Raw genomic sequence first — 26885 nt, 5'->3', positions numbered from 1 at the left:
TCAATGTAACTGCGGAGCGCATCATGGACGCCAATCCGATTGCCAGCTACAAAGGGTTCGATTTGTACCCCCTCGTATTCAAGCATGCGGTGGTGCGCACGTGGCCGGAGCGCAGGCCCGACAGGACCTTCGATGCCGCCGTTGTGATCTGCCGGGAAGGTGGTGAACCCGAGGGCGAGAAAGCCCGTACTTTCCGCCTGGATACAGTGCCTTGGGACAATATCGGTGCCGCGCGCCGTGGTGTCGTCCGATACGCCGAGGACATCATCAACGGCGCGATCCCCGGGCAATCCGTCGTATCGCTCTGACGCCTGTCGCGATATGCGGCAGGGTCCGCTGTGGTGCGAGGGTGGAGCGGGTTCGCCCGCCGCGGCTGTATCGCCCATCGGCCAGGCGACGGGCCGCTTATGCGCCTGGCCGGTGCCATGATAGATCTCGTTGCCTTCGTGAAGCCCGTGCTTGATGAGATCACCGGGCAAGATGTCAGGACCTGGATGACAGGACAGCGCGTAGTCACCGCGAACTGGCAGATCCCTGATGCCGGAAGCCTTGCCTGGTCCGCCAGGACGCTTGAAATCGAGATGGCGCAGGAAGTCGCGGAACAGCTGAGCAGTGCCGACCAGCGCGCCTTATATCAACTGCAACGCAGCCTTGACCGGTTTTTGCGCGCACGCCTTGGTGTCCATTGCAAGCAGGACAGGCCAGGGAAAGCGATCGCGATTGTCGTCGATCGCCTGATGGCTCCCTAGCTTGCCCCGCGTGGCCGCGCAATGGGTCCCGGCATTGTCCAGTGTGTGCGAATTTTTACGAGGCCCGCATCGGCGGCATCCAGCCGCCTGGAGCACTACATGAACAATACGCCTTCCGCCAGCTACAAGGGATTCGACCTCTATCCCCTGGTGTACAAGATTCAACCCGCGCAATCGTGGCCCCGGACCAAGCCTGACCGCAGCTTTACTGCGTCGGTGGTCATTTGCATCGAGGGTCATCGGCCCGGCAGCGAACGCACTCGCGTGTTTCGCCTGGAAAGCACGCCGTGGGAGAATATCGGTACGGCGCGCAGGGGGGCCGTGAAGTTCGGCGAAGATATTATCAACGGGCTGATACCCGGTGAGTCGGTGACCACGCTGTAAGGGTTGTGCCGGAGATGATTCCGGCGCAGCGGCGCGGCGTTGCCCAGTGCGACGTCCGGTGCGATGCCCGTGGCGTCGGGTCTACCTGTCAAATATTGCCGTGCGCATCGCGCCGGCCCGAGGGCGCATACGTCATGAACAAGGTTGCCACACCATCCAATTTCCTCTGCACGCTACCGGGGCAAGGCAAAGGCATCGCCTACCACGTGGCTGTCAGCTTTCTGGACTCCAGCCATCCGACAGGCGTGCGTTTCACCAGCTTCGTCGGCGACGGCAGGCGCTCGTTCGGGGTTCAGGCCAGGGAGGCAGCCCTGGCCGGCACGGCCGTCGACAGCTTCGAGGCGTTGTGCCGGCTGGCGATCGGGCAGGCGATTCGTGACAATTTGTATGACAAGGCCGGCGAGGGAGACTTCGTGCTGGACCTGGACGCGGAACCCTGGGAGGGCGAATTGCGCCCGGTCGGCTCTCGCGTTGGTGCCAGCGTCCCACGCATGCGTTTTCCCGGCTGAGCTTCCGCCGCTCACGGCGAAGGCACGGGCGCGTTGCGCGCCGTGGCCAGGCGTAATCGGAGCTTAGACCCCGAACGCCGGGCTGCCGAAGCGTGCCAGCAGCGTTTCGATCAGTGCCATGTCTTCCGTGCGCGGCGTCCTGTCTTCGGTTGCGCGCGACGGGCCGCAGTAGGTGGCGGCGACATGCCTGCGTACGGTAAGCACTTCATCGGCCGGGCGTTCCACCGTGACCTCGGGCCCAGGCACGTGGCGGTAGCTTCCGCCTACCCAGCCGCCCGGCGTCAGGTGCATCTCTTCCCATTCTTCGCTGATCGACATGTTTCTTCCTTTCATAAGAGAGTTGGGAGGGGGCCGCGGGTCTACAGCCTGACGGCGCGGCAGCGTGTCTGGCCTTGGTCTCAATACTTGTGACGGTAATTGATGCGGCCCTTGGTCAGGTCGTAGGGCGACATTTCCAGCGTCACGCGATCGCCGGCCAGGATACGAATGCGATTCTTCTTCAGGCGGCCGGACGAATATGCCCACACCTGGAAACCATTTTCCAGAATGACGCGGAAGCGGTTGTYCGGCAATACTTCCGATACTTGTCCACCAAATTCCACCAGTTCTTCTTTAGCCAAGGATGATCCTTTTGCAGCAAGTGCTGCTGCACATTAGGTTTAGACGCATGCGGGTTGCTTTTATGTGGCCGGCTTATTGCAGGCGCATGCCGGCAGCGACGCTCTCGGCCGCGCGTCGGGCGGCCTGTTTTGCCTGGGCTTCGGTGCCATGCGTGGCATGGCGCATCGAAACGTTGGCAACGATGCATTCGGAGCCGTTCTTGTATTCGGCGATCAGGTAGGTCGCAAACCACACGCCTGGCTCTTGTTGGATTGGGTACACCGATACGGTGTACGGATTGCCGCTGTTGCTGCGGTTGATGCCTTGATTGAAGCTTTGATTCAAAGTGCTGCCCTTGTGCGGGCGGACGATCTGAGGCAACGTTGAGCGCATCTCATGATGCGCCGCGTGCTCTCTTGGGGCGATCGGTCGCCGTGATTGAGTTGCCAGCCGCGTCAGGCCCGGCGCTGTTGCGCTAGGAAGGTGGCTGGTGATGAGTGGACCGTGCTTGCGCAGGCTGATGCGCCAGGTACATGCGCACAGGTTGCGGAGCGGACATGCCGCCGGGTCGGAAGGGTGATGGGCGGTTGCCGCCCTGAACGAATCGGGTGTACGCCCGACAGGCCGCCGTTAATGTTCTGATGATGTACGGCGACCGGCACGTTGGCGCCGATGACTAGATGCGGTCGGCAAACGGCCAAGACTGGCAATGATACCATTTTCCGTCTATCGGCGCTTGCGTCCGGATTTGGGCGTACGATAGGCAAGGCGTTGCGCGTGGCGCCGCTTGCGGCACTTTCGTGGCGAAGCGCCGCCAATCGTATCCCAGGGATGCCGGGGCCGGGCGCCGGGCAGGCCGCAACAGCGCGAGGTGGACGATGCCGGAGAGTTTTTTCTATAAGGGGCACTACGTCAACTTCGAGCTGACGCAGCGCACCTTCGGTCAATGGCACTGGATCTACACCCTGGACACGCACGGCCGCTTCGAAAACCAGGGCAGCGCATTCGGCACCCGCGAACTGGCCAAGGCCGACGCGCTGGAAAACGCCAAGGCACGGATCGAGCGCCTGGTCGAATAAAGTCCTGAATCCCGTCTGCAACGCATTCCGGATTCAGCACGCCAGGCGCTCGCCCGCCTTATTTCCCTTCGTTGGGAATGTTGTACTGCTCGCGCAGCGCGGTCGTGAAAGGCCGGATCTTCTCCAGGCAGGCGGCGCTGTCGCCGCCTTCCATGGTCGAGAGGTCCCAGTTGCATCCGCCTGCATCCGGCGCCTGCCAGCATACGTCGCCAAAGCAGGCACCGTTGCACTCCGTCCATTTTTGCTGCTCTGCGCGGATCATCGCGCGCAACTCCGCCTTGTTCTTGATTTGTCTTTCCATGGTCGTCTCCTGTGTTTTCGTGGGGAAGTGTTGCCGGGCGTGGCTGCGGCTGTGCCGGTCAGGGCGGCCGCGCGATGGACTGCAATTCCGGGCGAATCGAGGGGCCGGGGCGAAGTCCGTGCGTGGATGCCGCGTCGTGGAAAGACGCCGGTGGGGCATCGCTGGAGCGCGCGGGCATCGGACGGGAGAAACAAGCGCGGGGCGGGATTACTTTCGTTTGACGAAGGTGGACATATCGTCGATGACGGTCCTGGCATAAGACACGGCCAGGTCGATGGCATCGTGCGGCGTCTGCGCGATATGCTGGAGCAGCGGGGGCACCAGCCTGAGCGAACCGCTGTCGCCGCTGACCTGGGTGATGGTCACTGTCGCGAGAAATTTCGCCCGCGCGAGTTCGGCATCGGGACTGTCGTCGAACGAGCGACGCACATTGGCCGAAACCTTGAACCCCTTGTAGATCGCATGATTTTGAGACATGTTGATCTCCTTTCTTCAACGAGCATACGCTGTTTGCCCGGTGGTGTCCGATTTACTTTTCCGCATAATGGAAGGCGATGCTGTTATCGCGCGATAGCGATAACGAATGGCGATTTTCATGGTGCGAAACGCTTCCCGGTGCGCGTGATAATTCCCTGAATGCGGGAGTAAGCGGGTATGCTGGATCTGCCGCCTGGCAAGCAATGCAGTAACCACTCGTGGAGCATCACCATGGCCAAAGGTCAATTACGCGGCAATCGCGAAACCAAGAAGCCCAAGCAACCCAAGAAGCCGGTCGCCCCTGCCGCCCCGTTCGGTGCAGTCCAGTCGCGCGTCGGCAATGATGGCGCAACGGGCAAGAAGAAGTAATCTGGACGGGACTGAAGCGGTGCGTCGGCCGGACCTTGCCATTCCTGCCCCTTGGCGGGAGGCCCGGGTGCTGCCGCTATGCGCGCGCCCAGCGCCTGGCATTGCTTGATGAAGCGACGTTCGCTAGTCAGCTGTCAGGGCGTTCAAAAATAGCGGGAGTGCAAGATGAGGCGTGACATGTCCTTCGCGGACCGGGTGCTGTCAGCACTGCGGTCCGACAGCCAGGCGATGATGACGGATCTTCAACTCGCCAAGGCGCTGGGCAATGCCGAGGCATCCAAGCTAAGTCACCATTTGCTGCTGCTTCAGGATTCGGGCCTGGTGGCCAAGACGGCCACCTCCGGATGGCGCCTGACCTGGGCGGGACATGACCGCGCGGAAGCGCACAGTGCGTCGTAGCGGGAACATGACCGGCCGTGCCGCCGGAGAGCATATTGCGCGCGATAAAACGACAAGGCCCGCAGCCATGGCGGCACGGGCCTGAAAACGCTATCGCATCGCTGATGCTATTTCTTGTCGGCGGGTTGCTCGGTTCGCGGATCGAACTGGCCGGGCTGGGAGGTCCGGCCTTTCTCGCCGGGTTGCTGGAAGTGCGTCTTCCAGGGCGTGGCCGGCGTTTTCCGCTGACCAGGCGGCCTGGGACAATAATTCATGAAGTACCCCCTCGGTGACCGACAGTGCCGGACCGGCACCTCCTCAGTGTAGGCGCGTGCCTGTGCTTTCCCTAGCGCTGTTACCAGTCAGGCACCCGCCGGCCCGTGTCATTCCTCCTGGAATGCTTCCTCGCGCTTGGCCTTGATCGACGGCAGCGCCACAATGCAGACCAGCAGCGCCGCGGCAATCAGCAATCCCAGCGACAGCGGACGGGTCACGAACACCGTGAATTCGCCACGTGAAAGCAATAGCGCCCTGCGGAAATTCTCCTCCATCATCGGCCCCAGCACGAACCCCAGCAGCAGCGGCGCGGGCTCGCACTTGAGCTTGATGAACAGGTAGCCGATCACACCGAAGCCAGCCGCCGTGAATACGTCGAAGGTCTGGTTGTTGACCGAGTACACGCCGATGCAGCAGAAGGTCAGGATGGCCGGGTACAGGAAGCGGTAGGGCACCTGCAACAGCTTGACCCAGATCCCGATCAGCGGCAGGTTCAGGATGATCAGCATGAAGTTTCCGATCCACATAGAGGCGATCAGGCCCCAGAACAGCGCGGGGTTGCTGGTCATGACCTGCGGGCCCGGCTGGATGTTGTGGATGGTCATCGCACCCACCATCAGCGCCATCACCGCGTTGGGCGGAATGCCCAGCGTCAGCAGCGGGATGAAGGAGGTCTGGGCTGCGGCGTTATTGGCCGATTCCGGACCTGCCACGCCCTCGATGGCGCCCTTGCCGAACTCATGCGAGTACTTCGAGGTTTTCTTTTCCAGCGAGTAGGCCGCGAACGAAGCCAGCGCAGCACCACCGCCCGGCAGGATGCCCAGCGCGGAGCCAAGGAACGTGCCGCGCAACACGGCAGGCGCCATGCGCCTGAAGTCGGCCTTGGTCGGCCACAGGTTGGTGACGTGATCGGTGAAGGTCTCGCGGTGCTCCTTCTGTTCCAGGTTGGCGATGATCTCCGCGAAGCCAAACATGCCCATGGCCAGCGCGACGAAGTCGACGCCATCGGTCAGTTCCGGAATGTCGAAGGAGAAGCGCGCCGCGCCCGAATTCACGTCGGTTCCGACCAGGCCCATCAGCAGCCCCAGCACGATCATGGCTACCGCCTTGGGCAGCGAGCCCGAGGCCAGCACCACGGCACCGATCAGGCCCAGCACCATCAGCGAGAAGTACTCCGCGGGCCCGAACTTGAACGCCAGTTCCGACAGCGGCGTAGCAAATGCGGCAAGGATCAGGGTAGCCACGCAGCCGGCAAAGAACGAGCCCAGGCCGGCGGTGGCCAGCGCCACGCCCGCTCGCCCTCGCCGTGCCATCTGGTAGCCGTCGATGGTGGTCACCACGGACGACGATTCGCCCGGCAGGTTGACCAGGATGGCGGTGGTGGAGCCGCCGTACTGCGCGCCGTAATAAATACCGGCCAGCATGATGAGCGCGGCCACCGGCGGTAGTGTGTAGGTCACCGGCAGCAGCATGGCGATGGTGGCCAGCGGCCCGATGCCGGGCAGCACGCCGATCAGCGTTCCCAGCAGGCAGCCGAGGAAGCAGTAGCCAAGATTTTGCAGTGTCAGCGCCGTGGAGAACCCAAGGGCCAGGTGTTCGAATAGTTCCATGAGGCTGTCTCCCTCGCCTGCAGTGAAACCCGGGCGGAGCATCCGCCGTAAGGCGGAGTCCGCATGCCAGGCCGCGCGCTGTGTTTTGAATTGGCGCGCGAATCGGAGGACGCCGGCGCAGCGGGTCGCTGTGCAGGTTTCCCCCGCAGATCGTCATCGACAGCAGGTGCGCGCACGTCGGGCGCGCCTCAATGGCTTACCAAGCACGGTAGGCTTGCGTGCTTTCATCCGGCTTTCAGCGGACGCCGCTGCGGGTATGTCCCGATGCATTCCGATGCGCCGCGAGTGGCGCTTGCGGTTCCCGCATGACCGAAACACCGACGCCCCGCGCAAAAGACGGGGCGTCGTCACATTGCCGCCGGCCAGCCAGCCCGGCAGGCGGGCTGCCCTTCCGCTTACTGCTTCATTGCATCCTTGCCCATGGCGTCCTTGCTCATGCTGTCCTTACTCATGCTGTCCTTGCCCGCCTTGTCCTTGCTCATCTTGTCGCTGCTCTTCTTCGTCTTGTCCTTGCTCATCGCGTCCTTGTTCATGGTGTCCTTTGCCATGCTGCTGTCGTTGGCCATGGGAGCGGCATCCTTCTTCATGGCGTCCTGGGCGAAGGCGTGGCCCGCAAACAGCATGGTGGTTGAGAGCAGGGCGGTTGCGAACAGTTTGTTCATGGTGTTCTCCTTGGGCTGATAGCCGGTGTGCAAGCCGGCACCATGCCGGCCAATTTCAAGCGGATCAGGATCCGCCGAACCAGTTGTATCCCTGGTCTTCCCAGTAACCGCCGGGATACGTGTTGGTGACGTACAGCGCCATGATGTGCTTGGGGTTCTTGTAGCCAAGCTTGGTCGGCATGCGCAGCTTCATCGGAAAGCCGTACTTGGGCGGCAGTGTCTGCCCGTCGTAGGTAAAGGTCAGCAGCGTCTGCGGGTGCAGCGCGGTGGGCATGTCGATGCTGGTGAAGTAATCGTCGGCGCAGCGAAAGCCCACATACTTCGCGCTGGTGTCGGCGCCCACGCGATGCAGGAACTCGGAGAAGGGCGTGCCGCCCCACTTGCCGATGGCGCTCCAGCCTTCCACGCAGATATGCCGGGTGACCTGCGAGGTTTGCGGCAGCGCGTAGAGCTGCTCGAGCGTCCAGGACGCCTTGCGTGCCACCAGGCCACCCACTTCCAGGCGGAAGTCGCCGGCGTCGACCTCGGGCACTTCGTCTTCGCCGTAGAAAGCATTGAACGGGAAGGGCCGCGTGATGCGGGATTCGTCGTAGGTAGGCGCGAGCCGGCCGGGATCGAACAGCCAGCCTTGCACGCGATCGTTGAAGCGCGATACCGCGGTAAGGAAGCGTTCCACCGAGGCATCGTCGGTCAGGCTGCAGCCGGTCAGCATCGACAGGCCGCCCAGCGTGACGGCGCGCTTGGCGAACAGGCGGCGCGAGGGCATATCGAGTTCGCGCACGGCATCGTGCAGGATCAGGTTCCGGTCGAGCGTGACGATGGGTTTGGGTTTGTTCATGGTGATTCTCCGCGAGGCGGCTCTCTGGATTCGGCGGGATGGCGTTCAGTGGCCGCGCAGCATGATCAGCAAGGTCCGCGGCACCAGCGCAACCATGGCCACATGCACGGCGGTGAACAGCACAATGGCGCTCATGCACACGAAATGGACCCAGCGCGCGGCGTCGTAGCCGCCCATCAGCTCGCGCAGCAGCGGGAATTGCACCGATTTCCAGATCGCCAGGCCGGACAGCACCGTCAGCACGATGACCAGCACCACGCCGAGATACATGGCCTTCTGGGCCGCGTTGTATTGGGCCAGGTCCGGGTGCGCCAGCCTGCCACGCAGCGCCGCGGCCACATCGCGCAATGCCTCGCGCACCGACAGCGGCAGGAAGCGGCGGCGGAATCGTCCGGTAATGACGTTCATCAGCAGGTAGAACAACCCGTTGGCGACCAGCAGCCACATGGCCGCGAAGTGCCATTGCAGCGCGCCGCCCAGCCATCCGCCGAGCGTGATGCCCTTGGGGAAGTGCAGGCCGAACAGCGGCGATGCGTTATAGATGCGCCAGCCGCTCATCACCATGATGATGATGGCGATGGCGTTGAGCCAGTGGGTCAGGCGTACCCATGCCGGCTGGCTGGGGGCGGACGCATGTCCGTGGCGGCCGGGCGCGGGCCGCGATAGCTGGGAGGCAGTATCCACCGTCGTTCTCCAATGTTCCCGTGGCGGCAGCGCGTGCTGATGCAAACGGTTTGTGTGCCTTTGTCGACGGTGGCGGCACGAACTTACACGCGAAACGGGAAATTTTTCTGGCACGCGGGCGCGTCGGCAATGGGTATCCCAAAAGTCACTCGGCTGGCTCGGCAGAAGGAAGAACGGACTGTCGGGCGACGCATGGGCGGCTACCCACGCTTCACAGTAGCACCGTGCCGGCGGGACACCAAAGGTAATCCCTGCCTGGCCGCTCCGGCCTGGGAAGTCCGGCCGCGGGTGCCGCTACAATGCTGGCGGGCAGCGCGCCCAACGCAACGCTGCGCGTGCTGGCTTCGGCCGCGCCGCGCCATCCGTCTCCCAGCCACCATCCACGGACCCAGGATCTCCGCATGCCTCTGACCGCCGAGCAGCTTATCGAATACATGGACTTCGCCACTGGCCTTGCGCAGGCGGCGGGAAACGCCAGCCTGCCGTACTTCCGTAGCGCGCCTGCGGTGGAGGACAAGGGCGGCCGCCGCTTCGATCCGGTCACCGAGGCCGACAAGGCGGCCGAGCGCGCCATGCGCGACCTGATCCGGGCACGGTATCCGGAGCACGGCATCCTGGGCGAGGAAGAAGACCGCGTGGCCGGCAGCTCGCCACTGACCTGGGTGCTCGACCCCATTGACGGCACCCGTGCCTTTATCACCGGGCTGCCGCTGTGGGGCACGCTGATCGCGCTCAACGATGGCCAGCGTCCGGTGCTCGGCATCATGGACCAGCCGTTCACGCGCGAGCGCTTCAGCGGCGACGGCCGGCAGGCCTGGCTTAACGGCGAGCTTCTGCGTACGCGGCCTTGCGCCGACCTGTCGCAGGCCAAGGTGATGTGCACCACGCCGGAAATGTTCGACGATGCGGCGCAGTTCGCCGCGTTCCGCCGCGTGGCCGATGCCGCCAGGATGCAGCGCTATGGCGGTGATTGCTACGCCTATTGCATGGTCGCCGCGGGCCATGTGGATGCGGTGGTGGAAGCCGGCCTGAAGGCCTACGATGTGCAGGCGCTGATTCCCATCGTGGAAGGCGCCGGGGGCGTCGTGACGAGCTGGACCGGCGGCGACGCACAGCAGGGCGGCACCGTGGTGGCCTGCGGCGACCGGCAATTGCACCAGCAGATACTGGCGCTGCTGAATGCGCCTGTCTGATCACGTCGAAGGCCGCGTGTGAGGATGCAGGGCTTGCTATCATGCTGGCCGCGACATCCGGCGCGGGAAAAGCCATCCCGACCCGGACTTAACTATGCAGTAGGGAAGAAACCAGAAACATGATGTCAAACGCTTGCGGCCTCGATTTCGGCACGTCCAATTCCACGGTGGGCTGGTGCCGGCCGGGACAACCCACGCTGTTGCCGCTGGAAGATGGCAGGTTCACGCTGCCTTCGGTGATCTTTTTTCATTCGGAGGATCCGCTGGTCAGCTACGGCCGGGCCGCGCTCGGCGACTACCTGGCAGGCTATGAAGGCCGGCTGATGCGCTCGCTGAAGAGCCTGCTGGGCACTTCGATGATGGAAGACAGCACCGAAGTCATGGGCCAGGCCATGCCTTTCCGCAAACTGCTGTCGCATTTCATCGGCGAACTCAAGCAGCGCGCGGAGACCTCGGCCGGCGCGGGTTTCGACAAGGTCGTGCTGGGGCGCCCCGTGTTCTTCATCGACGAAGACCCGAAGGCCGACCAGCTTGCCGAGCAGACGCTGCGCGAGATTGCCGCGGACGCCGGCTTCAAGGACATCGAGTTCCAGTACGAGCCGATTGCCGCGGCCTTCGACTACGAAGCCACGATCTCCCGCGAGGAACTGGTGCTGGTGGCCGACATCGGTGGCGGCACCTCGGACTTCTCGCTGGTCCGCCTGTCGCCAGAGCGCGCCGGCAAGACCGACCGCCGTGGCGATATCCTGGCCAATGGCGGCGTGCACATCGGCGGCACGGATTTCGACAAGAGCCTCAGCCTGGCGAGCGTGATGCCGTTCCTGGGGCTGGGCAGCGAACTGCGCAACGGCAAGGCGATGCCTTCGGGGCAGTATTTCGACCTGGCCAGCTGGCACACCATCAACCTGGTGTACACGCGCAAGGCGTGGTCGCACGTGATGGACAACTATCGCGATGCGGCCGACAAGGTAAAGCTCGACCGCCTGATCAGCCTGATCAAGCAGCGCGCCGGCCACTGGCTGGCGATCCAGGTGGAAGCGGCCAAGATTGCCTTGTCGGGCGAAGCGCAGACGCAACTCGACCTGGGACGTATCGCGCCGGGAGAAACCATGGCGATCACCCGGGTGGACTTTGACCAGTCCATCGGCAAGCTGGTCGGCAAGACCGAGGTAACGGTGCAAGCGATGCTGCGCGATGCGGGCGTGCAGGCTGACGCGATCGACACGGTGTTGTTTACCGGCGGCTCGAGCAGCGTGCCCCTGCTGCGCGAGCGGCTGTCCGAACTGATCCCGGGGGCGCAGCGGATCGAGGGCGATTTGTTCGGCGGCATTGGCTCCGGCCTCGCGCTGGATGCGCGCCGCAAGTTCGGCTAAGCGCTTCGCGTCCGGCAGTGACCCAATGAAGGCCGGCGCCGCGCGCCGGCCTTCATGCGTTCATCCCCTCATGCTAATGTCCCATCTTCGCGAATACGCGCTTTCGAAGAGGCACCACATGCATGCGGGTATCGTCGAAGCCAGCTACGGCTCCGATCCGGTCGGTCTGGTCAGCGGCTTCCGCTTCCTGCCCGGCGAGCCGGGCCAGCCCATGGATTCCGCCGCCGCGGCCATGTGGCTCAAGCAGCCCCCGCCGGGCGACGAGTTTCTCTGGCTGCACTTCAACCTGTCGCACAGCGCCTGCGAGCGCTGGCTGAAGAACCAGCTCGACCTGCCAGAAGGTTTTTTCGAAGCACTGCGCGAAGGCTCGCGTTCCACCCGCATCGAGCGGCTCGACGTGGCGCTCCTTGCGGTGGTCAACGACGTGATCTACAACTTCGGCGTGAGTTCCACCGACATCTCCACGCTATGGGCCTGCGCCGACCGCCGCATCCTGGTGACGGCGCGCATGAAGCCCTTGCGCTCGGTCGACCAGTTGCGCGCCTCGGTGCGGCAGGGCGAGCTGTTCCACACGCCGCTGGCGCTGCTGGTGCATTTGCTGCGCGACCAGGCCGATGTGCTGGTGCGCATCGTGCGCGAAACCAGCGGCACCGTGGACCAGGTCGAGGATCGCCTGCTCTCGCAGCGCCTGCATGGCAACCGCGCCGAACTCGGCTCCATGCGGCGCGGACTGGTGCGCCTGCAGCGGCTGCTCGCGCCCGAGCCCGGCGCGCTGTTCCGCCTGCTCAACCGACCGCCGGCGTGGCTGCAGGAGCAGGATATCCAGGACCTGCGCGACTCGACGGAAGAGTTCTCGCTGGTGCTCAACGACCTGGCGGCGCTGGTCGAGCGCATCAAGCTGTTGCAGGAAGAAATCGCGGCCAAGCTCAACGAGCAGACGAACCGCACGCTGTTCACGCTGACGCTGGTCACCGTGCTGGCGTTGCCGATCAATATCGTGGCGGGTTTCTTCGGCATGAATGTGGGCGGCATTCCGCTGGCCGATCATCCGCACGGCTTCTGGGTGCTGGTGGTGCTGGTGGCCAGTTTCACCGTGCTGGCCGGCCGCTGGGCTTTCCGCAAGCAGGGGGATTACTAGCGTCCCGGGGACGGATTTCATGCGGGCGTCATAACCTGCTGCTAGCCTGCCAGGCACCGCGTTGTTGCGAACAGGAGTGAGCGATGAGACCAGACGAGAACGAGCTGATTCGGCGCATCCACCGCGAGGTGGCCGATCACTATGATGAAGAACTCGAACTGGAGCTGGAAGACCACCATGTCGATACGCTGTTCGGCGAGGGCGGCGGCGGGCTGGACGATGAAGAGCGTGCCGCGCGCCGACAGTATTTCCGCGAACTGTTCCGCCTGCAGGGCGAACTAGTCAAGCTGCAGAGCTGGGTGGTGGAGACCGGCCACAAGGTCGTGATCCTGTTCGAGGGGCGCGACGCGGCGGGCAAGGGGGGCGTGATCAAGCGCATCACCCAGCGGCTCAACCCGCGCGTGGCCCGTGTGGCCGCGCTGCCCGCGCCCAACGATCGCGAACGCACGCAATGGTATTTCCAGCGCTATGTCTCGCACTTGCCCGCGGCGGGGGAGATCGTGCTGTTCGACCGCAGCTGGTACAACCGCGCCGGCGTCGAGCGCGTGATGGGCTTCTGCACCGACGACCAGTACGAAGAGTTCTTCCGGTCGGTGCCGGAGTTCGAGCGCATGCTGGTGCGCTCGGGCATCCAGGTCATCAAGTACTGGTTCTCGATCTCGGACGAGGAGCAGCACCTGCGCTTCCTGAGCCGCATCCACGATCCGCTCAAGCAGTGGAAGCTCAGCCCGATGGATCTCGAATCCCGCCGGCGCTGGGAGGACTACACCCGTGCCAAGGAAATCATGCTGGAGCGCACGCATATCGACGAGGCACCGTGGTGGGTGGTGCAGGCGGTCGACAAGAAAAAGGCGCGCCTTAACTGCATCCATCACCTGCTGCGGCAGATGCCTTACGAGGAGCGCGCGCAGCCGCCCGTGGTGCTGCCGCAGCGCGAGCGGCACGAGGACTACATGCGCCAGCCGGTGCCGGACACCATGATCGTGCCGGAAGTCTATTGATCATCCGGGCAGGGCCGCGCCAGCATTGCCCTGCCCGATCTCCGGGCGAGGCGGAAGCCTGCGCTTCCGCCTCGCCTCAGTCCGTCTTCTTCGCTTGCCGCAACTCGGCCTCGCGCCGCGGCCTGGCTTCGATGATCTTCCGCCGGCGCTTCTTCTTGAGTGCCTTCCACGCCTTGCATTCCGGGCGCGTGCGCAGGCAGCCCCTGCAGTAGCCGGTCGCGTCGTCGAACTTGCAGATCTTGATGCAGGGCGATTTCACATTCATGTGGCGCTCCCGCAATCGGCGCGCCGGAGGATGAAGTCGGCGACATCGTCGCGCACCGGGGCCAGCCAGTGCAGCGGGTCGGAGAAGGCACCGATCAGTAAGGTGTGGGAGAGCCGCGCATAGCTGCGGTACTGCACAGGCACGCCGTTGCGCTCCAGGCGCTGGGCCATTTGCGCTGAGTTGCGCTGCGGGTTGACCAGGCGGTCGCCTTCGTCCACGCCGATAAAGGCGGCCGGCGAACGCGCGTCGGCATGGTCGATAGGCTGGGAGCCGGGCGGGTAGTCGGGGTGATGGAACACCGGTTTCGCCTGCGGGTTGACGATCGGCAGGAAATCGTAGGGCCCGGCCAGCCCGATCCAGCCGCGCAACTGGCCGGGGCTCAGGTCGACGCGGGCAAGCCAGCGCGCATCGAGCGCGAGCATGGCGGCGTTGTAGCCGCCCGCGCTGTGTCCCATCACGAACAGCCGTTGCGGATCGCCGCCGTATTTGGCGATCTCGCGCCGTGTCCAGGCGACGGCACGGGCGTTGTCCACCAGGAAATCCGGATAGCTGACCTCGGGGTAGAGTCGATAGTCCGGAATCACGGTCAGGATGCCGCGCGCGGCCAGGGCTGCCGCGACGAAGGCGTAGTCGGCCCGCTCGCCGCTGTTCCAGGTGCCGCCGTAGAAGAACACCACCACCGGCGCCTTGCCGGAGCAGGCCGGCTCGCGGGGCGCATAGATGTCGAGCTTGCCGCGCGCGCCGTCGGCATAGGGCACGCTGGCGGTGAGGGCATAGGCATTGCTTTGGGTCAGGCCATTCAGCACGTCCGACGTGGAGCACGCGCCCAGCCCCATCAGCGGCAGCACCGGCAGCAGTGAAAGAAAGCGCGGTCTGGGCATGGGCTAGGCTTCCTGGCAGGTGATTTTTTCAAGCGCCGCCGGTCATTCTTGCATATACCTTGCATAGACGTACGGTGTCCCCTTGTTGTAGCGCGCCGCGGGGCCTGGCGCCACGGGTTTGCCGTGCCAGCCTGCCCGCGCGGACCTGCGGCCGGCGTCCTTTCGTGAACGCGCTCGCCATGGGAGATATCGCTTGTTCGGCACCTGGGCATGGATCATCGGCGCGCTGCTTGTCGCCATCGGGCTGATCGGCTCGGTGGTGAAGCGCCTGCCCATTTCGTTCTCCGCGCTTTACCTGCTGTTCGGCATGTTGCTGGGCCCGTTCGGCTTCGGTCTGATCCATTTCGATATCACCCGTCGCGAGCATGTGGCGGTGCTGGAGATCGTTACGGAAATCGCCCTGCTGGTCTCGCTGTTCGCGGTGGGTTTGCGCTTGCGCGCGCATCCGCGCGATCGCATCTGGCGCCTTCCGCTGCGGCTGGCCACGCTGGGCATGTTGCTCACCATTGCCATGCTGGCTGTCATCGGGATCTGGGCAATGGGGCTGCCGCCCGGCGTGGCATTGCTGCTGGCGGCTATCCTGGCGCCCACCGATCCGGTGCTGGCTTCCGATGTGCAGGTCGACGACACGCAGGACCGTGACCGGACGCGGTTCAGCCTGAGCGGGGAGGGCGGGCTGAACGATGGCGCCGCCTTTCCCTTCGTCATGCTGGCGCTTAGCCTGCCGGGCGCTGCCTGGCTGCGCTGGCTATGGCTCGACCTGCTGTGGGCCACGCTGGCGGGGCTGGCGGTGGGCTGGGGGCTGGGCTGGCTGTGCAGCCGCGTGGTGCTGGCGCTGCGCAAGCGCCTGGGCGGCGCCCTGGGGATGGAGAGCTTCTTCACCATCGGCCTGATCGGGCTGGCTTACGGCACCGCGCTGGCGGTGCATGGCTATGGCTTCCTGGCGGTGTTCGCCGCCGGCATCGCCATGCGTCACGTCGAACACGAGGAGAACCAGGACGTCGCGCCCGACGAAGTGCTGGGCGCAATGACGCCTGCCGAACATGAGCGCGTGGCCGTGCACCAGGACAAGGCCGCCGCTTACCTGGCGCATACCGTCAGCGAGTTCTCGCTGGACCTGGAGCGGCTCGCCGAGCTTAGCGTGATGGTGGTGGTGGGCGCCTTGCTTTCCACGCGGCTGCTGCGCGGGGAATACCTGGCCCTGGGGCTCGCGCTGATCCTGGCCGTGCGTCCGCTTGCCGTCGCGATATCCACCATCGGGGTCGCGCTGCAGCCAGCGCAGCGGCGGCTCATTGCCTGGTTCGGCGTGCGCGGCATCGGCTCGGTCTATTACCTCGCCTTTGCCCTGGCGCACGGCGCCGATCCCCGCTACGTGGCCCTGCTGGCCGACGCCACGCTGTGCGTGGTGGTGCTGTCGGTGGCCCTGCATGGTTCATCGGCGACGCCGCTGATGGCCATGTACCGGCGCTGGCGCGGTGCCGCCAAGGCCTGAAGCCGCCGGCTTCGCGGCCACCTCCTGCACGATTGCGCGGTCCGCGCCGTACCCATGCCAGGACGGTTTGCACGCTCTGCGATGACGCCGGTTCCTAAAGCTCTTGTCCCCGGATGCCGATATTTGTGCTGGCCCCGGCATCTTCCGCCGGTGCCGGCGCCCAAAAAACAGAAATCGGAGCTTTCAGTATGACGGGAACCACTTTCCGCCTCCGCGCAGGCTTGCTCGCAGCATGGCTTGCCGCCGCCTCGGTCGCCGCCTGCGGCGGCGGTGGCGATGCACCCGCTACCAGCCAGACGGCCGCGCCGGTCAGCAGCGTACCCGCTGCGCCCGTTGTGCCCTCTGTGCCCGCGGTGCCGGTCATGCCGGCCCTCGCTCCGGCCTGCAACGGCTGCAGCGCCGCGGACGGCAGCAATTACTCGGGCTCGGGTGTCGGCGTCTGGTCGGCCTCCAATACCACCGGCGCCGCAGCCGATCTGCCGATTTCCATCGGTGGCGTGAGCGGAAAATCGGTGACGCTGCTCTACACCAATGGCGCGGCCGAGCAAGCCATGCCGGCGCTGTCGCTGTCGGTCATCCAGTCCGAACTGGCCAATCTCTCGATCCAGTCGGCCGAGTCGTTGTCGTCCACGCAGGACGAGCGCACGCGGCGCGATATCGCCGAGTTCAATCGCGCCGGCTGGGCGGCACTGGCCGGCGGCAAGCGCGTTGCCAGCTTTTCCGAGATGGCGCCGCCGCCGCCGCACGCTTCCGCGCTCAATTCCACGAAGACCTGGTATCACACTGACGGCACGCGCCGCCTGGCTACGCTGACCCAGCAACTGCCTGCAAGCGATGGGACGGTCGTCAACATCTGGGTGGAAAACGCCGAAGCGTCCAACATCGGCAGCCCAATCGTCAACGATCTGCTCACCAGTTTCGTCGGCGCCGGCGGCATCTACGACATGCTGACCCAGGTCGGCGGCCCGCTGTGGGGCGCGCACAGCTACAACAACCTGATTGCCGCCAGCGGCCAGCCGATCGATATCGTCATCCTCAACTTCGACAAGAATGGAAAGGCGGGCGGTACCGTGGGTTATTTCTGGGGACTGCATAACCTGACGGCTGCCTCGGATGCGCGCAGCAACGAATCGCTGTCGCTCTATCTCGACTCCGAGACGCTCCAGCTGGCCGGCGCAGCAGGCATGAAGGCAATGAAGATGACCATGGCGCATGAGGGAATGCATATGCAGAACTTCTATCGCCGCGGCGTCAAGGCCGGTCAGAAGTATGCATTCGATACCTGGCTGGAAGAAATGTCCGCGATGATGATGGAGGACTTCGCCAGCTACAGCATCGATTCCAGCTATAACGCGATCCGTGACGTGCGCTTCCTCGACTACCTGTCGCAAGGCAATGGCAACTTCAACTGCAATCTGCTGCAGTTCACCGGTTTCGGCGCGACCTGCGAGAGCTATTCGGTGTCGGGCAGTTTTGGCGGCTTCCTCGACCGGCAGCTTGGCCTGGCCTTCTACAAGGATCTGCTGAACCGCACCAGCAGCATGGATTCGAAGACCGTGCTCGACCAGGCCATCAAGGCGGCGCGTCCGGACTCCGGCTTCGACCAGGAACTGTTGCGCTGGACCGTCACCAGCAACTCGCTGATGCCCGCGGCCTCGTCGCCGGCGCGATACGGCTACCCGGCCCGCGTCGACGGCGGCTTTACGCTGCCGCTGATCGATCCGGACCTGGCCAAGTACCGCTCGGTGCGCAAGCTGCCCAGCGCGGTTGCCGCCACGCTGCAGCCGTACGGCAGCTTCCCGGTAGTCCGCGGCAATGTGGGCACGACGTACAGCGAAACGGTGCGCGTGCCGGCTGGCACCACGCTGTCCGTAGTGGTGTACTGATACTGAGCGCGCAACGCGCGGACACGCCGGATCGCCTCCGGCGGCCCCCGGGCGGCGGCATCCGCCGCCCGGCCCGCCAACCCATCGAACCTCATGCACCGAATCCTGATCCTGATTGCCGCACTGTCCGTCGTGCTTGCCGCGTGTGTGCATGCGGTGCCCGCCGGCAGGTCCATTGCGTTGACGGGCACGGTCATGGTCAAGGGCAGCGCGCTGTTCCAGCAGCCTATGCTGGTTACCGCCGACGGCGAGGCATGGGTTCTCGAAAAATTCCCCGTGGAACAGGCCCAGGCCCTGGGCAGCCAGCGGGTGACAGTAACCGGCGTGGTGCTGCGCGCAAACCAGCCAGGCACCTGGGCGCCGGCCATTCGCGTCGAACATGTGGACGCCGCGCCGGGCGCACCTTGGCGGTAGGCGGACGCCGGCAGGCTGCAAGATCCTGATGGCGCACATGAAGTCTTTTGACTGACTCGCACAAAGCACGTCTCCCCCGTGCCGGCGCGGCAACGCTATCCTTGCCGCTGTCTTTCCGCGCCTCCCAGCCTTATGACCTTCGTCGTTACGGATGCCTGCATCCAGTGCCGCTACACCGACTGCGTCGATGTCTGCCCTATGTCGTGCTTGCACGAAGGGCCGAATTTCCTTGTGATCAACCCCGACGAATGCATCGATTGCTCGATGTGCGTGCCCGAGTGTCCCGTGGGCGCGATTTACTCGGACGAGGATCTGCCAGCCGGCCAGCACCATTTCCTGGCCCTCAACGCTGAACTCTCGCGCCAGGCTGGCTGGAAGCCGCTGCTCAAGGCCAAGGGCCCGCTGCCCGGGCACGAACAATGGGCCGGGCGGGACAACAAGCTGCCCATGCTGCTCAAGGATGCCGCGCAGTCCTAGCCCTGGCCGCGTCTCCCGGCGTCCTCGGGAAAGGCTTCGTCCAGCGTCAGTATCGTGCCGGTCAGGCTGCCGTCGTAGCCGGGCAGGGCATCCACCACCTGCCGGAAGCTGCCGCTCCTGAGCGCCGCCACGGCGCCGGCAAGCGCCGGGCTCTGCAGGCGCTCCCGCTCGATCGCAAAGAAATACCGCTCCTTGAGCACTGGCACGAAATCCAGCCCGAAGCGCCGCGCCGCCGTTTCCACGCCGAACCCCGCATCGGCCATGCCACTGCCGATATAGGCAGCCACCGCCGCATGGGTGAACTCGCCATTGCTATAGCCCTCGATCCGGCTGCTGTCGATGCCGCGTGCTTCCAGGATCAGGTCCAGCAACAGCCGCGTGCCGGAACCGGTCTGCCGGTTGACGAAGCGCACATCGGCGCGGCACAGGTCCTGCAGCGTGTTGACCTCCAGCGGATTGCCGGGGCGCACGAAGATGCCTTGCGAGCGCACCGCCAGGTGGATCAGCAGATGCGTCTCCGGGCGGATCCACGTGGCGAAGCGATCCAGCGTCTTTTGCTCGAATTCGCCGATCGGGACATGAAAGCCTGCTATATCGCAAGCGCCCTGCGCAAGTGCCGCAACCGCCTCAAGGCTGCCGCAATACTTCAGGTCGTGGCGAACCTGGTGCGCATCCAGGAAATCGTGCAACGCGGCCACCGCGAAACCATGACTGGCGTGCAGCCGCAGCGTGGGGCCTGACTGGTCGACCAGCTTCTTCAGCTCTATCTCCAGTTCCGACGCCAGGCTTTCCAGCGTGGGGGACAGCCGCGCGGCAATGCGTTTGCTGGCCCACACCAGTTGCTGGGCCAGTGGCGAGAGCGCCGTGCCGCGACCCCGTGTCTTGGCAATCAGCGCGCCGCCGAACAGCGCCTCCGCATCGCGCAGGATGCCCCAGGCGTAACGGTAGGACAGCCCGGTTGCCTGCGCCGACTGGCTGATGCTGCCGGTGCTTTCAATCAGACCCAGCAAGGCCACGAGGCGGGACACGTCAAGTGCCGGGCCGGCGCCTTGCTGGTCGTCGCGAATTTGCAGATGGGGCAGGATCGAGATGCGAATCATATGAGAAAAATAGCATATTGCTCGAACGCGGCCAACTGCCTATAGTCCGCTCAAAGAGGCAGATAAACCGAAAAAGGCCAGCTAAAACAGCAAGGCGACATGGCTTATGCCCGTTCAGTGCCCCCAAGATATGAAAAAAATAGCATATATAGTGGCAGCCGGAAACCGGTTTGCCGCGCCCCGCAGCAGTTCCTGGCCAGACGCGCAAGCCAATGCGCCACACCGTCTGCCCCCGGCCCCGGACTTTGGGTCCATTTTTAGCGCCGGGCCGTGCTGCGTCACCAGGAGACCCGATGTCCTCACCAGCTGCTGAAGCCCGGCGCGACCGGATCGCGCACATCGTAGCCACGCGCCGCGACATGCCGGGCGCCTTGTTGCCGATCCTCCACGAGATCCAGGACGCGGTAGGCTACGTGCCCGCCGACGCCCTGCCCGAGATCGCCCGCGCGCTCAACCTGTCGCGCGCCGAGGTACACGGCGTGGTCACCTTCTACCATCACTTCCGCGACAGCAAGCCGGGCCGGCATGTGATCCAGGTCTGCCGTGCCGAAGCGTGCCAGTCGGTCGGCAGCGAGGCGCTTGCCGCCCACGCCGAGCGCGTGCTGGGCTGCGGGTTTCATGAAACCACCGCCGATGGCGAGTTCACGCTGGAGCCGGTCTATTGCCTGGGCCAGTGCGCCTGCGGCCCGGCCGTGATGGTCGGCGAGCAACTGGTAGGCCGCGTGACGCCGCAGCGTTTCGATGCTTTGGTCAAGGCTTGCGCGGATGCGTCGCAGGATCGGGCAGCGGAGGTGCAGGCATGAGCGTGACCGTCTTCGTTCCCCGCGATTCCAGCGCGCTCGCCATGGGCGCCGACGACGTGGCGCGCGCCATCGCGCGCGAAGCCGCGGCGCGCGGCGCCACCGTGGAGCTGGTGCGCAACGGCTCGCGCGGCATGTTCTGGCTGGAACCGCTGGTCGAGGTGCAGACCGCCGCCGGACGCGTGGCCTATGGTCCGGTCACGCCGGCCGATGTCGCCGCCTTGTTCGACGCCGGCTTCCTGGCGGGCGGGGCGCACGCGCTGGCGCTCGGCCCCACCGGGGAGATCCCTTTCCTCAAGGGGCAGGAGCGCCTGACCTTCGCCCGCATGGGCATTACCGATCCGCTCTCGCTGGATGACTACATCGCGCATGAGGGCTACGCCGGCCTGACCCGCGCGCTGGCGCTGGACGGTGCGCAGATCGTGCGCGAAGTGACCGATTCCGGACTGCGCGGCCGCGGCGGCGCAGCCTTTCCCACCGGCATCAAGTGGCAGACCGTGCTGAACGCGCAGTCGCCCACCAAATACGTGGTCTGCAACGCCGACGAGGGCGACTCGGGCACCTTCTCAGACCGCATGGTGATGGAAGGCGATCCTTTCATGCTGATCGAGGGCATGACCATCGCCGGCCTCGCGGTGGGTGCGCAGCACGGCTATATCTACGTGCGCTCGGAATATCCGCACGCCATTGCCATGCTGGAAGCGGCCATCGGCATCGCCCATGCCGCCGGGTGGCTGGGCGACGATATCCGCGGCAGCGGCCGGCGCTTCCACCTGGAGGTGCGCAAGGGCGCGGGCGCCTATGTGTGCGGCGAGGAAACGGCGCTGCTGGAGAGCATCGAAGGCAAGCGCGGCGTGGTGCGCGCCAAGCCGCCGCTGCCGGCGATCGAAGGCCTGTTCGGCAAGCCCACCATCATCAACAACGTGATCTCGCTGGCCACCGTGCCGCTGATCCTCGCGCGCGGCGCGCAGTTCTACCGCGATTACGGCATGGGCCGCTCGCGCGGCACGCTGCCGTTCCAGATCGCTGGCAATGTGCGGCAGGGCGGGCTGGTGGAGAAAGCCTTCGGCGTGACCCTGCGCGAGCTGCTGGAGGACTATGGCCAGGGCACGCGCAGCGGGCGGGCGATCCGCGCGGTGCAGGTGGGCGGTCCCCTGGGCGYCTACTTGCCGGTTTCGCGGCTGGATACGCCGATGGACTACGAAGCGTTCGCGGCCTTCGGCGCGGTGCTGGGTCACGGCGGCATCGTGGTGTTCGACGACACCGTCGACATGGCGAAGCAGGCGCGCTACGCGATGGAGTTCTGCGCCATCGAATCCTGCGGCAAGTGCACGCCGTGCCGGATCGGCTCGACGCGCGGCGTCGAAGTGATCGACAAGATCATCGCGGGCGACCAGCCGGTCAGGCACGTGAAGCTGGTGCGCGACCTGTGCGACACCATGCTGGGCGGATCGCTGTGCGCCATGGGCGGCATGACGCCGTACCCGGTGCTGTCGGCGCTCGACGGATTCCCGGAAGACTTTGGCGTGGCCGTGCCAGCCAAGGCTGCCTGAACGCAGCGCTACGGCATACCGAACCGGCGCTGCCTCTGCGCCCTCTGAATCACCAGTACGCGGCCCGCGGCCGCAGCGGGAGTCCGCCTTGAATACACGAAACGAAATCGATTTCGGCACGCCGGCCAGCGATTCGCAACAGCAGGTCACCCTTGAGATCGACGGCTTCGACGTCACCGTGCCCGCCGGCACCTCGCTGATGCGGGCCGCCGTGCAGGCGGGCGTGAACGTGCCCAAGCTGTGCGCCACCGACAGCCTCAAGTCCTTCGGCTCGTGCCGCCTGTGCCTGGTCGAAATCGAAGGCCGTCGCGGCTTCCCGGCCTCGTGCACGACCCCGGCCGAAGCCGGAATGAAAGTGAAGACGCAGACCGACAAGCTGGCCGACCTGCGCCGTGGCGTGATGGAGCTGTATATCTCCGATCACCCGCTCGACTGCCTGACCTGCCCCACCAACGGCAACTGCGAACTGCAGGACATGGCCGGCGTGGTGGGCCTGCGGGAAGTGCGCTACGGCTACGACGGCGCCAACCACCGTGCCGAGGCCAAGGACGAATCCAACCCGTACTTCACCTACGATCCCTCCAAGTGCATCGTGTGCAACCGCTGTGTGCGCGCCTGCGAGGAAACCCAGGGCACCTTCGCGCTCACCATCAGCGGCCGCGGCTTCGACTCGCGCGTGACGGCGGGGCAGGGCGACAGCTTCATGGATTCCGACTGCGTGTCGTGCGGTGCCTGCGTGCAGGCCTGCCCCACCGCCACGCTGGCCGAAACCTCCATCATCCGCATGGGGCAGCCCGAGCACAGCAAGGTCACCACCTGCGCCTACTGCGGCGTGGGCTGTGCCTTCAAGGCGGAGATGAAGGGCAATGAAGTGGTGCGCATGGTGCCGTACAAGAACGGCCAGGCCAACGAGGGCCACTCGTGCGTGAAGGGCCGTTTCGCCTTTGGCTACGCGACCCACAAGGACCGCATCCTGAACCCGATGATCCGCGCCAGGATCACCGACCCGTGGCGCGAAGTGTCGTGGGAAGAGGCGATCAGCCACGCGGCCTCCGAGTTCAAGCGCATCCAGGCCAGGCATGGCCGCGACTCCATCGGCGGCATCGTGTCCTCGCGCTGTACCAACGAGGAAGGCTACCTGGTGCAAAAGCTGGTGCGCGCCGCCTTCGGCAACAACAACGTCGATACCTGCGCGCGGGTTTGCCACTCGCCCACCGGCTACGGCCTCAAGCAGACGCTGGGCGAATCTGCCGGCACGCAGACCTTCCGCTCGGTGGAGAAGGCCGACGTCATCATGGTGATGGGCGCCAACCCCACCGATGGCCATCCGGTGTTTGCCTCGCGCATGAAAAAGCGCCTGCGCGCCGGCGCCAGGCTGATCGTGATCGATCCGCGCCGCATCGACCTGGTCGACTCGCCCCACGTGCGCGCCGACTTCCACCTGCAACTGCGCCCCGGCACCAATGTCGCCGTCGTGACCTCGATGGCGCACGTGATCGTGAGCGAAGGCCTGATGGCCGAATCGTTCATCGCCGAGCGCTGCGAGGACCGTGCGTTCCAGCAATGGCGCGATTTCGTCATGCTGCCGGAGAACTCGCCGGAAGCGATGGCCGAGATTACCGGCATCCCCGCCGAACAACTGCGCGGCGCGGCGCGCTTGTATGCCACCGGCGGCAACGCCGCGATCTATTACGGCCTGGGCGTGACCGAACACGCGCAGGGCTCCACCACCGTGATGGGCATCGCCAACCTGGCCATGTGCACCGGCAATATCGGCCGCGAAGGCGTGGGCGTGAATCCGCTGCGCGGCCAGAACAACGTGCAGGGCTCCTGCGATATCGGCTCCTTCCCGCACGAGCTGCCGGGCTATCGCCATGTATCGGACTCCACCACGCGCGGCCTGTTCGAGTCCGCCTGGAACGTGGAGATCAGCCCGGAGCCGGGCCTGCGCATTCCCAACATGTTCGAGGCCGCGCTGTCGGGCAGCTTCATGGGCCTGTACTGCCAGGGCGAGGACATCGTGCAGTCCGACCCGAATACGCAGCACGTGGCAGCCGCGCTGTCGTCGATGGAATGCATCGTGGTGCAGGACATCTTCCTCAACGAGACCGCCAAGTACGCGCACGTGTTCCTGCCGGGCTCGTCCTTCCTGGAAAAGGACGGCACCTTCACCAACGCCGAACGCCGCATCTCGCGCGTGCGCAAAGTGATGCCGCCCAAGGCGCGCTATGCCGACTGGGAAGCCACCGTGCTGCTGTCCAACGCGCTGGGCTATCCGATGGACTACAAGCATCCGTCCGAGATCATGGACGAGATCGCGCGGCTGACCCCCACCTTCAGTGGCGTCAGCTACCAGCGCCTGGAGGAACTCGGCAGCATCCAGTGGCCGTGCAACGACGCTGCGCCCGAGGGCACGCCCACCATGCATATCGACGCATTCGTGCGCGGCAAGGGCAAGTTCATCATCACGCGCTACGTGCCCACCGCCGAGCGGGTGAATCGCAAGTTCCCGCTGATCCTCACCACGGGCCGCATTCTGTCGCAGTACAACGTGGGCGCGCAGACGCGGCGCACCGACAACGTGATGTGGCACGACGAAGACCGGCTGGAGATCCATCCGCACGACGCCGAGGAACGCGGCATCAAGGGCGGGGACTGGGTTGGCGTGCAAAGCCGCGCGGGCGAAACGGTGCTGCGCGCCATCGTCAGCGAGCGCATGCAGCCGGGCGTGGTCTATACCACCTTCCACTTCCCCGAGTCCGGCGCCAACGTGATCACCACCGACAACTCGGACTGGGCCACAAACTGCCCCGAGTACAAGGTCACCGCGGTGCAGGTGATGCCGGTGGCGCAGCCGTCCGAATGGCAGCGGCAGTACCGCGACTTCCACGAGCAGCAGATGCAGTTGCTGCAGGCGGCCAGCGCCGAGGCGGGTTCGGCATGACGCTCTGCGAACTCGCCATGGCCAGGCCCGATGCGGTGGCGTCTTTCAGCGATGCCGAGCCGCCTACGCACAGCACCTTCGCCGTCAATCGCTGCCGCCTGGGCGAGCTGGCGCTGGAGGACGACGAGATCGCCGAGGAGGTGCCGGTCGCGCTCGAGTACAACGGCATCTCGCATGCGGTCATGCTGGCCTCGCCGGCCGATCTCGAAGACTTCGCGTTGGGCTTCAGCCTGAGCGAAGGGCTGGTGGCCAGCCCGCGCGACGTTTATGAGATTGAGACCGAGGTCCGTCCCGAGGGTATCGCGGTGCAGTTGCGCATTGCGGCGGAAGCCTTCGCCGCGCTCAAGGATCGGCGCCGCGCCATGGCGGGCCGCACCGGCTGCGGGCTGTGCGGCACGGAATCGCTGCAGGAAGTCATGCGCGCGCCGGCGCCGGTCAGCAGCAAGGCGAGCTTCAGCGATGCGGTGCTGTACGCCGCGTTCGGGCAGTTGCAGACGCGCCAGGAACTGCTGCGCCATACCGGCTCCACGCACGCCGCCGCCTGGCTGCGCGCTGACGGCCAGGTAGCATTGGTCCGCGAAGACGTGGGCCGCCACAACGCGCTTGATAAACTGATCGGCGCGCTGGCACGCACTGGCGAGGACCGCTCGCGCGGCGCCGTGCTGGTCACCAGCCGCGCCAGCTACGAAATGGTGCTGAAGACCGCCAGTGCCGGCGTTGGCGTGCTGGCCGCCGTCTCAGGCCCGACCGCGCTGGCGGTGCGTCTGGCGCTCGATGCCGGCGTTACGCTGGCCGGTTTTGTGCGCGCCGGGCGCCACGTGGTCTACTCTCATCCCCAACGTTTGCACAGCAGGACGGAACAGGCATGAACTCCGATAACCTTGTCAAGATGGCGAACCAGATTGGCACCTTCTTCGAGGCCATGCCGGACCGCGAGGAAGCGGTGGCGGATATCGCCAGCCATATCAAGCGTTTCTGGGAGCCGCGTATGCGGCGCGCGTTGCTGGCGCGGATGGACAGTGGTGAGGATGCCGGGCTGGACGAGATTGTCCTGTTGGCGGTGACTCGGCATCGGGGGGTGTTGGAGTGATGGGGGGAGGTTGTTGGGGGTGGTCGTTGTTTTTTTGAGCGGTGGTGGTTATTGCACCCAACAGCCATACGACGTCCGCCTGCTGGGGTGGTCGTTGTTTCTTTGAGCGGTGGTGGCATGTTGCACTCAAAGGAATACGACATCCCCCTGCGGGGGGCGCCGGTCACTCTTCTTTGCCTCGGCAAAGAAGACTAACGAGAAGAAAGCCGACCCTGCCGGGGGCAGAGCAATCAGGCTCTCGAATATCGATGATTTCGTCGTACGGCCCAGAGTGCCGGCGGGCTTCTGCCGGTACCGGCTTGAGCGGCCACGGATCTGCCAGCCTCCGGGATTCGTGGTGGGGCCCCCGGTAGCAGACATCA

General features: G+C 65.2%; 32 protein-coding genes. 20 read left to right on the top strand and 12 right to left on the bottom strand.

The window, feature by feature from the left end; translation table 11 throughout:
• Positions 1-23: 23 nt before the first annotated feature.
• The 4 genes from AC1DT6_RS01685 (at position 24) to AC1DT6_RS01670 (ending at position 1642) form a co-directional block, all read left to right on the top strand.
• A complete protein-coding gene (locus AC1DT6_RS01685; RefSeq protein ID WP_035860860.1) occupies positions 24-308 on the top strand; it encodes a hypothetical protein in 285 nt (94 codons plus the stop codon).
• 99 nt (positions 309-407) lie between these two features.
• On the top strand, positions 408-749 hold the full coding sequence (locus tag AC1DT6_RS01680; RefSeq protein ID WP_441635065.1) for a hypothetical protein: 342 nt from the start codon (positions 408-410) through the stop codon (positions 747-749).
• A 99-nt stretch (positions 750-848) separates the two neighbouring features.
• A complete protein-coding gene (locus tag AC1DT6_RS01675) occupies positions 849-1133 on the top strand; it encodes a hypothetical protein (protein WP_035860866.1) in 285 nt (94 codons plus the stop codon).
• Positions 1134-1267: 134 nt separating this feature from the next.
• Entirely contained in the window at positions 1268-1642 is a 375-nt protein-coding gene (locus AC1DT6_RS01670) for a hypothetical protein (protein WP_441635063.1), read from the top strand.
• A gap of 63 nt (positions 1643-1705) precedes the next feature.
• Here AC1DT6_RS01670 and AC1DT6_RS01665 read toward each other — a convergent pair whose 3' ends face one another.
• The 3 genes from AC1DT6_RS01665 to AC1DT6_RS01655 form a co-directional block, all read right to left on the bottom strand.
• Positions 1706-1960, bottom strand: a complete 255-nt coding sequence (locus AC1DT6_RS01665) for a hypothetical protein (RefSeq protein WP_035860870.1) — start codon at positions 1958-1960, stop codon at positions 1706-1708.
• 80 nt (positions 1961-2040) lie between these two features.
• Positions 2041-2262 (bottom strand): translation initiation factor IF-1, encoded by a 222-nt coding sequence (gene infA, locus AC1DT6_RS01660; protein ID WP_477114419.1) that lies wholly within the window; start codon positions 2260-2262, stop codon positions 2041-2043.
• A 73-nt stretch (positions 2263-2335) separates the two neighbouring features.
• Positions 2336-2635 carry an isochorismatase gene (locus AC1DT6_RS01655; RefSeq protein WP_477111686.1) on the bottom strand — a complete coding sequence of 100 codons (300 nt, stop codon included), beginning with the start codon at positions 2633-2635 and terminating at the stop codon, positions 2336-2338.
• Positions 2636-3120: 485 nt separating this feature from the next.
• Here AC1DT6_RS01655 and AC1DT6_RS01650 point away from each other — a divergent pair, with 485 nt between their 5' ends.
• Complete coding sequence (locus tag AC1DT6_RS01650) at positions 3121-3321, top strand: hypothetical protein (RefSeq protein WP_035860872.1); 201 nt, start codon at positions 3121-3123, stop codon at positions 3319-3321.
• A gap of 58 nt (positions 3322-3379) precedes the next feature.
• Here AC1DT6_RS01650 and AC1DT6_RS01645 read toward each other — a convergent pair whose 3' ends face one another.
• Both AC1DT6_RS01645 and AC1DT6_RS01640 read right to left on the bottom strand, forming a co-directional pair.
• On the bottom strand, positions 3380-3622 hold the full coding sequence (locus tag AC1DT6_RS01645) for a hypothetical protein (protein ID WP_276288522.1): 243 nt from the start codon (positions 3620-3622) through the stop codon (positions 3380-3382).
• 207 nt (positions 3623-3829) lie between these two features.
• Positions 3830-4099, bottom strand: a complete 270-nt coding sequence (locus AC1DT6_RS01640) for a hypothetical protein (RefSeq protein ID WP_035860875.1) — start codon at positions 4097-4099, stop codon at positions 3830-3832.
• A gap of 177 nt (positions 4100-4276) precedes the next feature.
• Between AC1DT6_RS01640 and AC1DT6_RS01635 the strand changes: the two genes are divergently transcribed.
• Positions 4277-4468 carry a hypothetical protein gene (locus tag AC1DT6_RS01635; protein ID WP_441635058.1) on the top strand — a complete coding sequence of 64 codons (192 nt, stop codon included), beginning with the start codon at positions 4277-4279 and terminating at the stop codon, positions 4466-4468.
• 177 nt (positions 4469-4645) lie between these two features.
• Positions 4646-4867 (top strand): hypothetical protein, encoded by a 222-nt coding sequence (locus AC1DT6_RS01630; protein ID WP_035860877.1) that lies wholly within the window; start codon positions 4646-4648, stop codon positions 4865-4867.
• 362 nt (positions 4868-5229) lie between these two features.
• Here AC1DT6_RS01630 and AC1DT6_RS01625 read toward each other — a convergent pair whose 3' ends face one another.
• The 4 genes from AC1DT6_RS01625 to AC1DT6_RS01610 form a co-directional block, all read right to left on the bottom strand.
• Complete coding sequence (locus AC1DT6_RS01625; RefSeq protein ID WP_477103362.1) at positions 5230-6732, bottom strand: tripartite tricarboxylate transporter permease; 1503 nt, start codon at positions 6730-6732, stop codon at positions 5230-5232.
• A 395-nt stretch (positions 6733-7127) separates the two neighbouring features.
• A complete protein-coding gene (locus AC1DT6_RS01620) occupies positions 7128-7394 on the bottom strand; it encodes a pentapeptide MXKDX repeat protein (RefSeq protein WP_441626568.1) in 267 nt (88 codons plus the stop codon).
• A gap of 64 nt (positions 7395-7458) precedes the next feature.
• Entirely contained in the window at positions 7459-8232 is a 774-nt protein-coding gene (locus AC1DT6_RS01615; RefSeq protein ID WP_477103361.1) for a molybdopterin-dependent oxidoreductase, read from the bottom strand.
• A gap of 45 nt (positions 8233-8277) precedes the next feature.
• Positions 8278-8916: a cytochrome b/b6 domain-containing protein gene (locus AC1DT6_RS01610; RefSeq protein WP_477103360.1), complete on the bottom strand. Its 639-nt coding sequence runs from the start codon at positions 8914-8916 to the stop codon at positions 8278-8280.
• A 401-nt stretch (positions 8917-9317) separates the two neighbouring features.
• On the opposite strand from AC1DT6_RS01610, the gene hisN reads away from it, so the two are divergent.
• The 4 genes from hisN to ppk2 all read left to right on the top strand — a co-directional run bounded on the left by hisN (position 9318) and on the right by ppk2 (position 13621).
• Complete coding sequence (gene hisN / locus AC1DT6_RS01605) at positions 9318-10109, top strand: histidinol-phosphatase (RefSeq protein ID WP_441626562.1); 792 nt, start codon at positions 9318-9320, stop codon at positions 10107-10109.
• Between the two features lie 119 nt (positions 10110-10228).
• On the top strand, positions 10229-11482 hold the full coding sequence (locus AC1DT6_RS01600; RefSeq protein WP_441626560.1) for an Hsp70 family protein: 1254 nt from the start codon (positions 10229-10231) through the stop codon (positions 11480-11482).
• 118 nt (positions 11483-11600) lie between these two features.
• Complete coding sequence (locus AC1DT6_RS01595; RefSeq protein WP_441626558.1) at positions 11601-12620, top strand: transporter; 1020 nt, start codon at positions 11601-11603, stop codon at positions 12618-12620.
• 83 nt (positions 12621-12703) lie between these two features.
• Complete coding sequence (gene ppk2 / locus AC1DT6_RS01590; protein WP_428180675.1) at positions 12704-13621, top strand: polyphosphate kinase 2; 918 nt, start codon at positions 12704-12706, stop codon at positions 13619-13621.
• Between the two features lie 76 nt (positions 13622-13697).
• On the opposite strand, the gene AC1DT6_RS01585 is transcribed toward ppk2, so the two are convergent.
• Positions 13698-13886: a DUF1289 domain-containing protein gene (locus tag AC1DT6_RS01585; RefSeq protein WP_441626556.1), complete on the bottom strand. Its 189-nt coding sequence runs from the start codon at positions 13884-13886 to the stop codon at positions 13698-13700.
• Positions 13883-14767: an alpha/beta hydrolase gene (locus AC1DT6_RS01580; protein WP_441626554.1), complete on the bottom strand. Its 885-nt coding sequence runs from the start codon at positions 14765-14767 to the stop codon at positions 13883-13885. The genes AC1DT6_RS01585 and AC1DT6_RS01580 overlap by 4 nt, the downstream gene beginning before the upstream one ends.
• Positions 14768-14960: 193 nt before the next feature.
• Between AC1DT6_RS01580 and AC1DT6_RS01575 the strand changes: the two genes are divergently transcribed.
• From AC1DT6_RS01575 to fdxA, 4 genes are all read left to right on the top strand, one after another.
• Positions 14961-16259 carry a cation:proton antiporter gene (locus AC1DT6_RS01575; RefSeq protein WP_441626552.1) on the top strand — a complete coding sequence of 433 codons (1299 nt, stop codon included), beginning with the start codon at positions 14961-14963 and terminating at the stop codon, positions 16257-16259.
• A 188-nt stretch (positions 16260-16447) separates the two neighbouring features.
• Positions 16448-18145, top strand: a complete 1698-nt coding sequence (locus AC1DT6_RS01570) for a M30 family zinc metallopeptidase (RefSeq protein WP_441626550.1) — start codon at positions 16448-16450, stop codon at positions 18143-18145.
• A gap of 93 nt (positions 18146-18238) precedes the next feature.
• Positions 18239-18559: a hypothetical protein gene (locus AC1DT6_RS01565; protein ID WP_441626548.1), complete on the top strand. Its 321-nt coding sequence runs from the start codon at positions 18239-18241 to the stop codon at positions 18557-18559.
• 132 nt (positions 18560-18691) lie between these two features.
• Complete coding sequence (fdxA, locus tag AC1DT6_RS01560) at positions 18692-19036, top strand: ferredoxin FdxA (protein ID WP_477103359.1); 345 nt, start codon at positions 18692-18694, stop codon at positions 19034-19036.
• Here fdxA and AC1DT6_RS01555 read toward each other — a convergent pair.
• Positions 19033-20136, bottom strand: coding sequence for a substrate-binding domain-containing protein (locus AC1DT6_RS01555; RefSeq protein WP_477103358.1), 1104 nt, complete (start codon positions 20134-20136; stop codon positions 19033-19035). The two genes, fdxA and AC1DT6_RS01555, sit on opposite strands and share 4 nt — an antisense overlap.
• Positions 20137-20429: 293 nt before the next feature.
• On the opposite strand from AC1DT6_RS01555, the gene AC1DT6_RS01550 reads away from it, so the two are divergent.
• The 5 genes from AC1DT6_RS01550 (at position 20430) to AC1DT6_RS01530 (ending at position 26523) form a co-directional block, all read left to right on the top strand.
• On the top strand, positions 20430-20939 hold the full coding sequence (locus AC1DT6_RS01550; protein ID WP_045236679.1) for a formate dehydrogenase subunit gamma: 510 nt from the start codon (positions 20430-20432) through the stop codon (positions 20937-20939).
• Positions 20936-22489 (top strand): formate dehydrogenase beta subunit, encoded by a 1554-nt coding sequence (locus AC1DT6_RS01545; RefSeq protein ID WP_477114418.1) that lies wholly within the window; start codon positions 20936-20938, stop codon positions 22487-22489. Before AC1DT6_RS01550 ends, AC1DT6_RS01545 begins: the two co-directional genes overlap by 4 nt.
• An 88-nt stretch (positions 22490-22577) precedes the next feature.
• Positions 22578-25433 carry a formate dehydrogenase subunit alpha gene (gene fdhF, locus AC1DT6_RS01540; RefSeq protein ID WP_477103356.1) on the top strand — a complete coding sequence of 952 codons (2856 nt, stop codon included), beginning with the start codon at positions 22578-22580 and terminating at the stop codon, positions 25431-25433.
• Positions 25430-26302, top strand: coding sequence for a formate dehydrogenase accessory sulfurtransferase FdhD (gene fdhD / locus AC1DT6_RS01535; protein ID WP_441626538.1), 873 nt, complete (start codon positions 25430-25432; stop codon positions 26300-26302). The genes fdhF and fdhD overlap by 4 nt, the downstream gene beginning before the upstream one ends.
• Complete coding sequence (locus tag AC1DT6_RS01530) at positions 26299-26523, top strand: formate dehydrogenase subunit delta (protein ID WP_441626536.1); 225 nt, start codon at positions 26299-26301, stop codon at positions 26521-26523. The genes fdhD and AC1DT6_RS01530 overlap by 4 nt, the downstream gene beginning before the upstream one ends.
• Positions 26524-26885 lie beyond the last annotated feature (362 nt).

It is taken from the genome of Cupriavidus sp. 01L45 (assembly GCF_056399885.1).
This window is presented reverse-complemented; position numbering and strand designations above follow the sequence as displayed.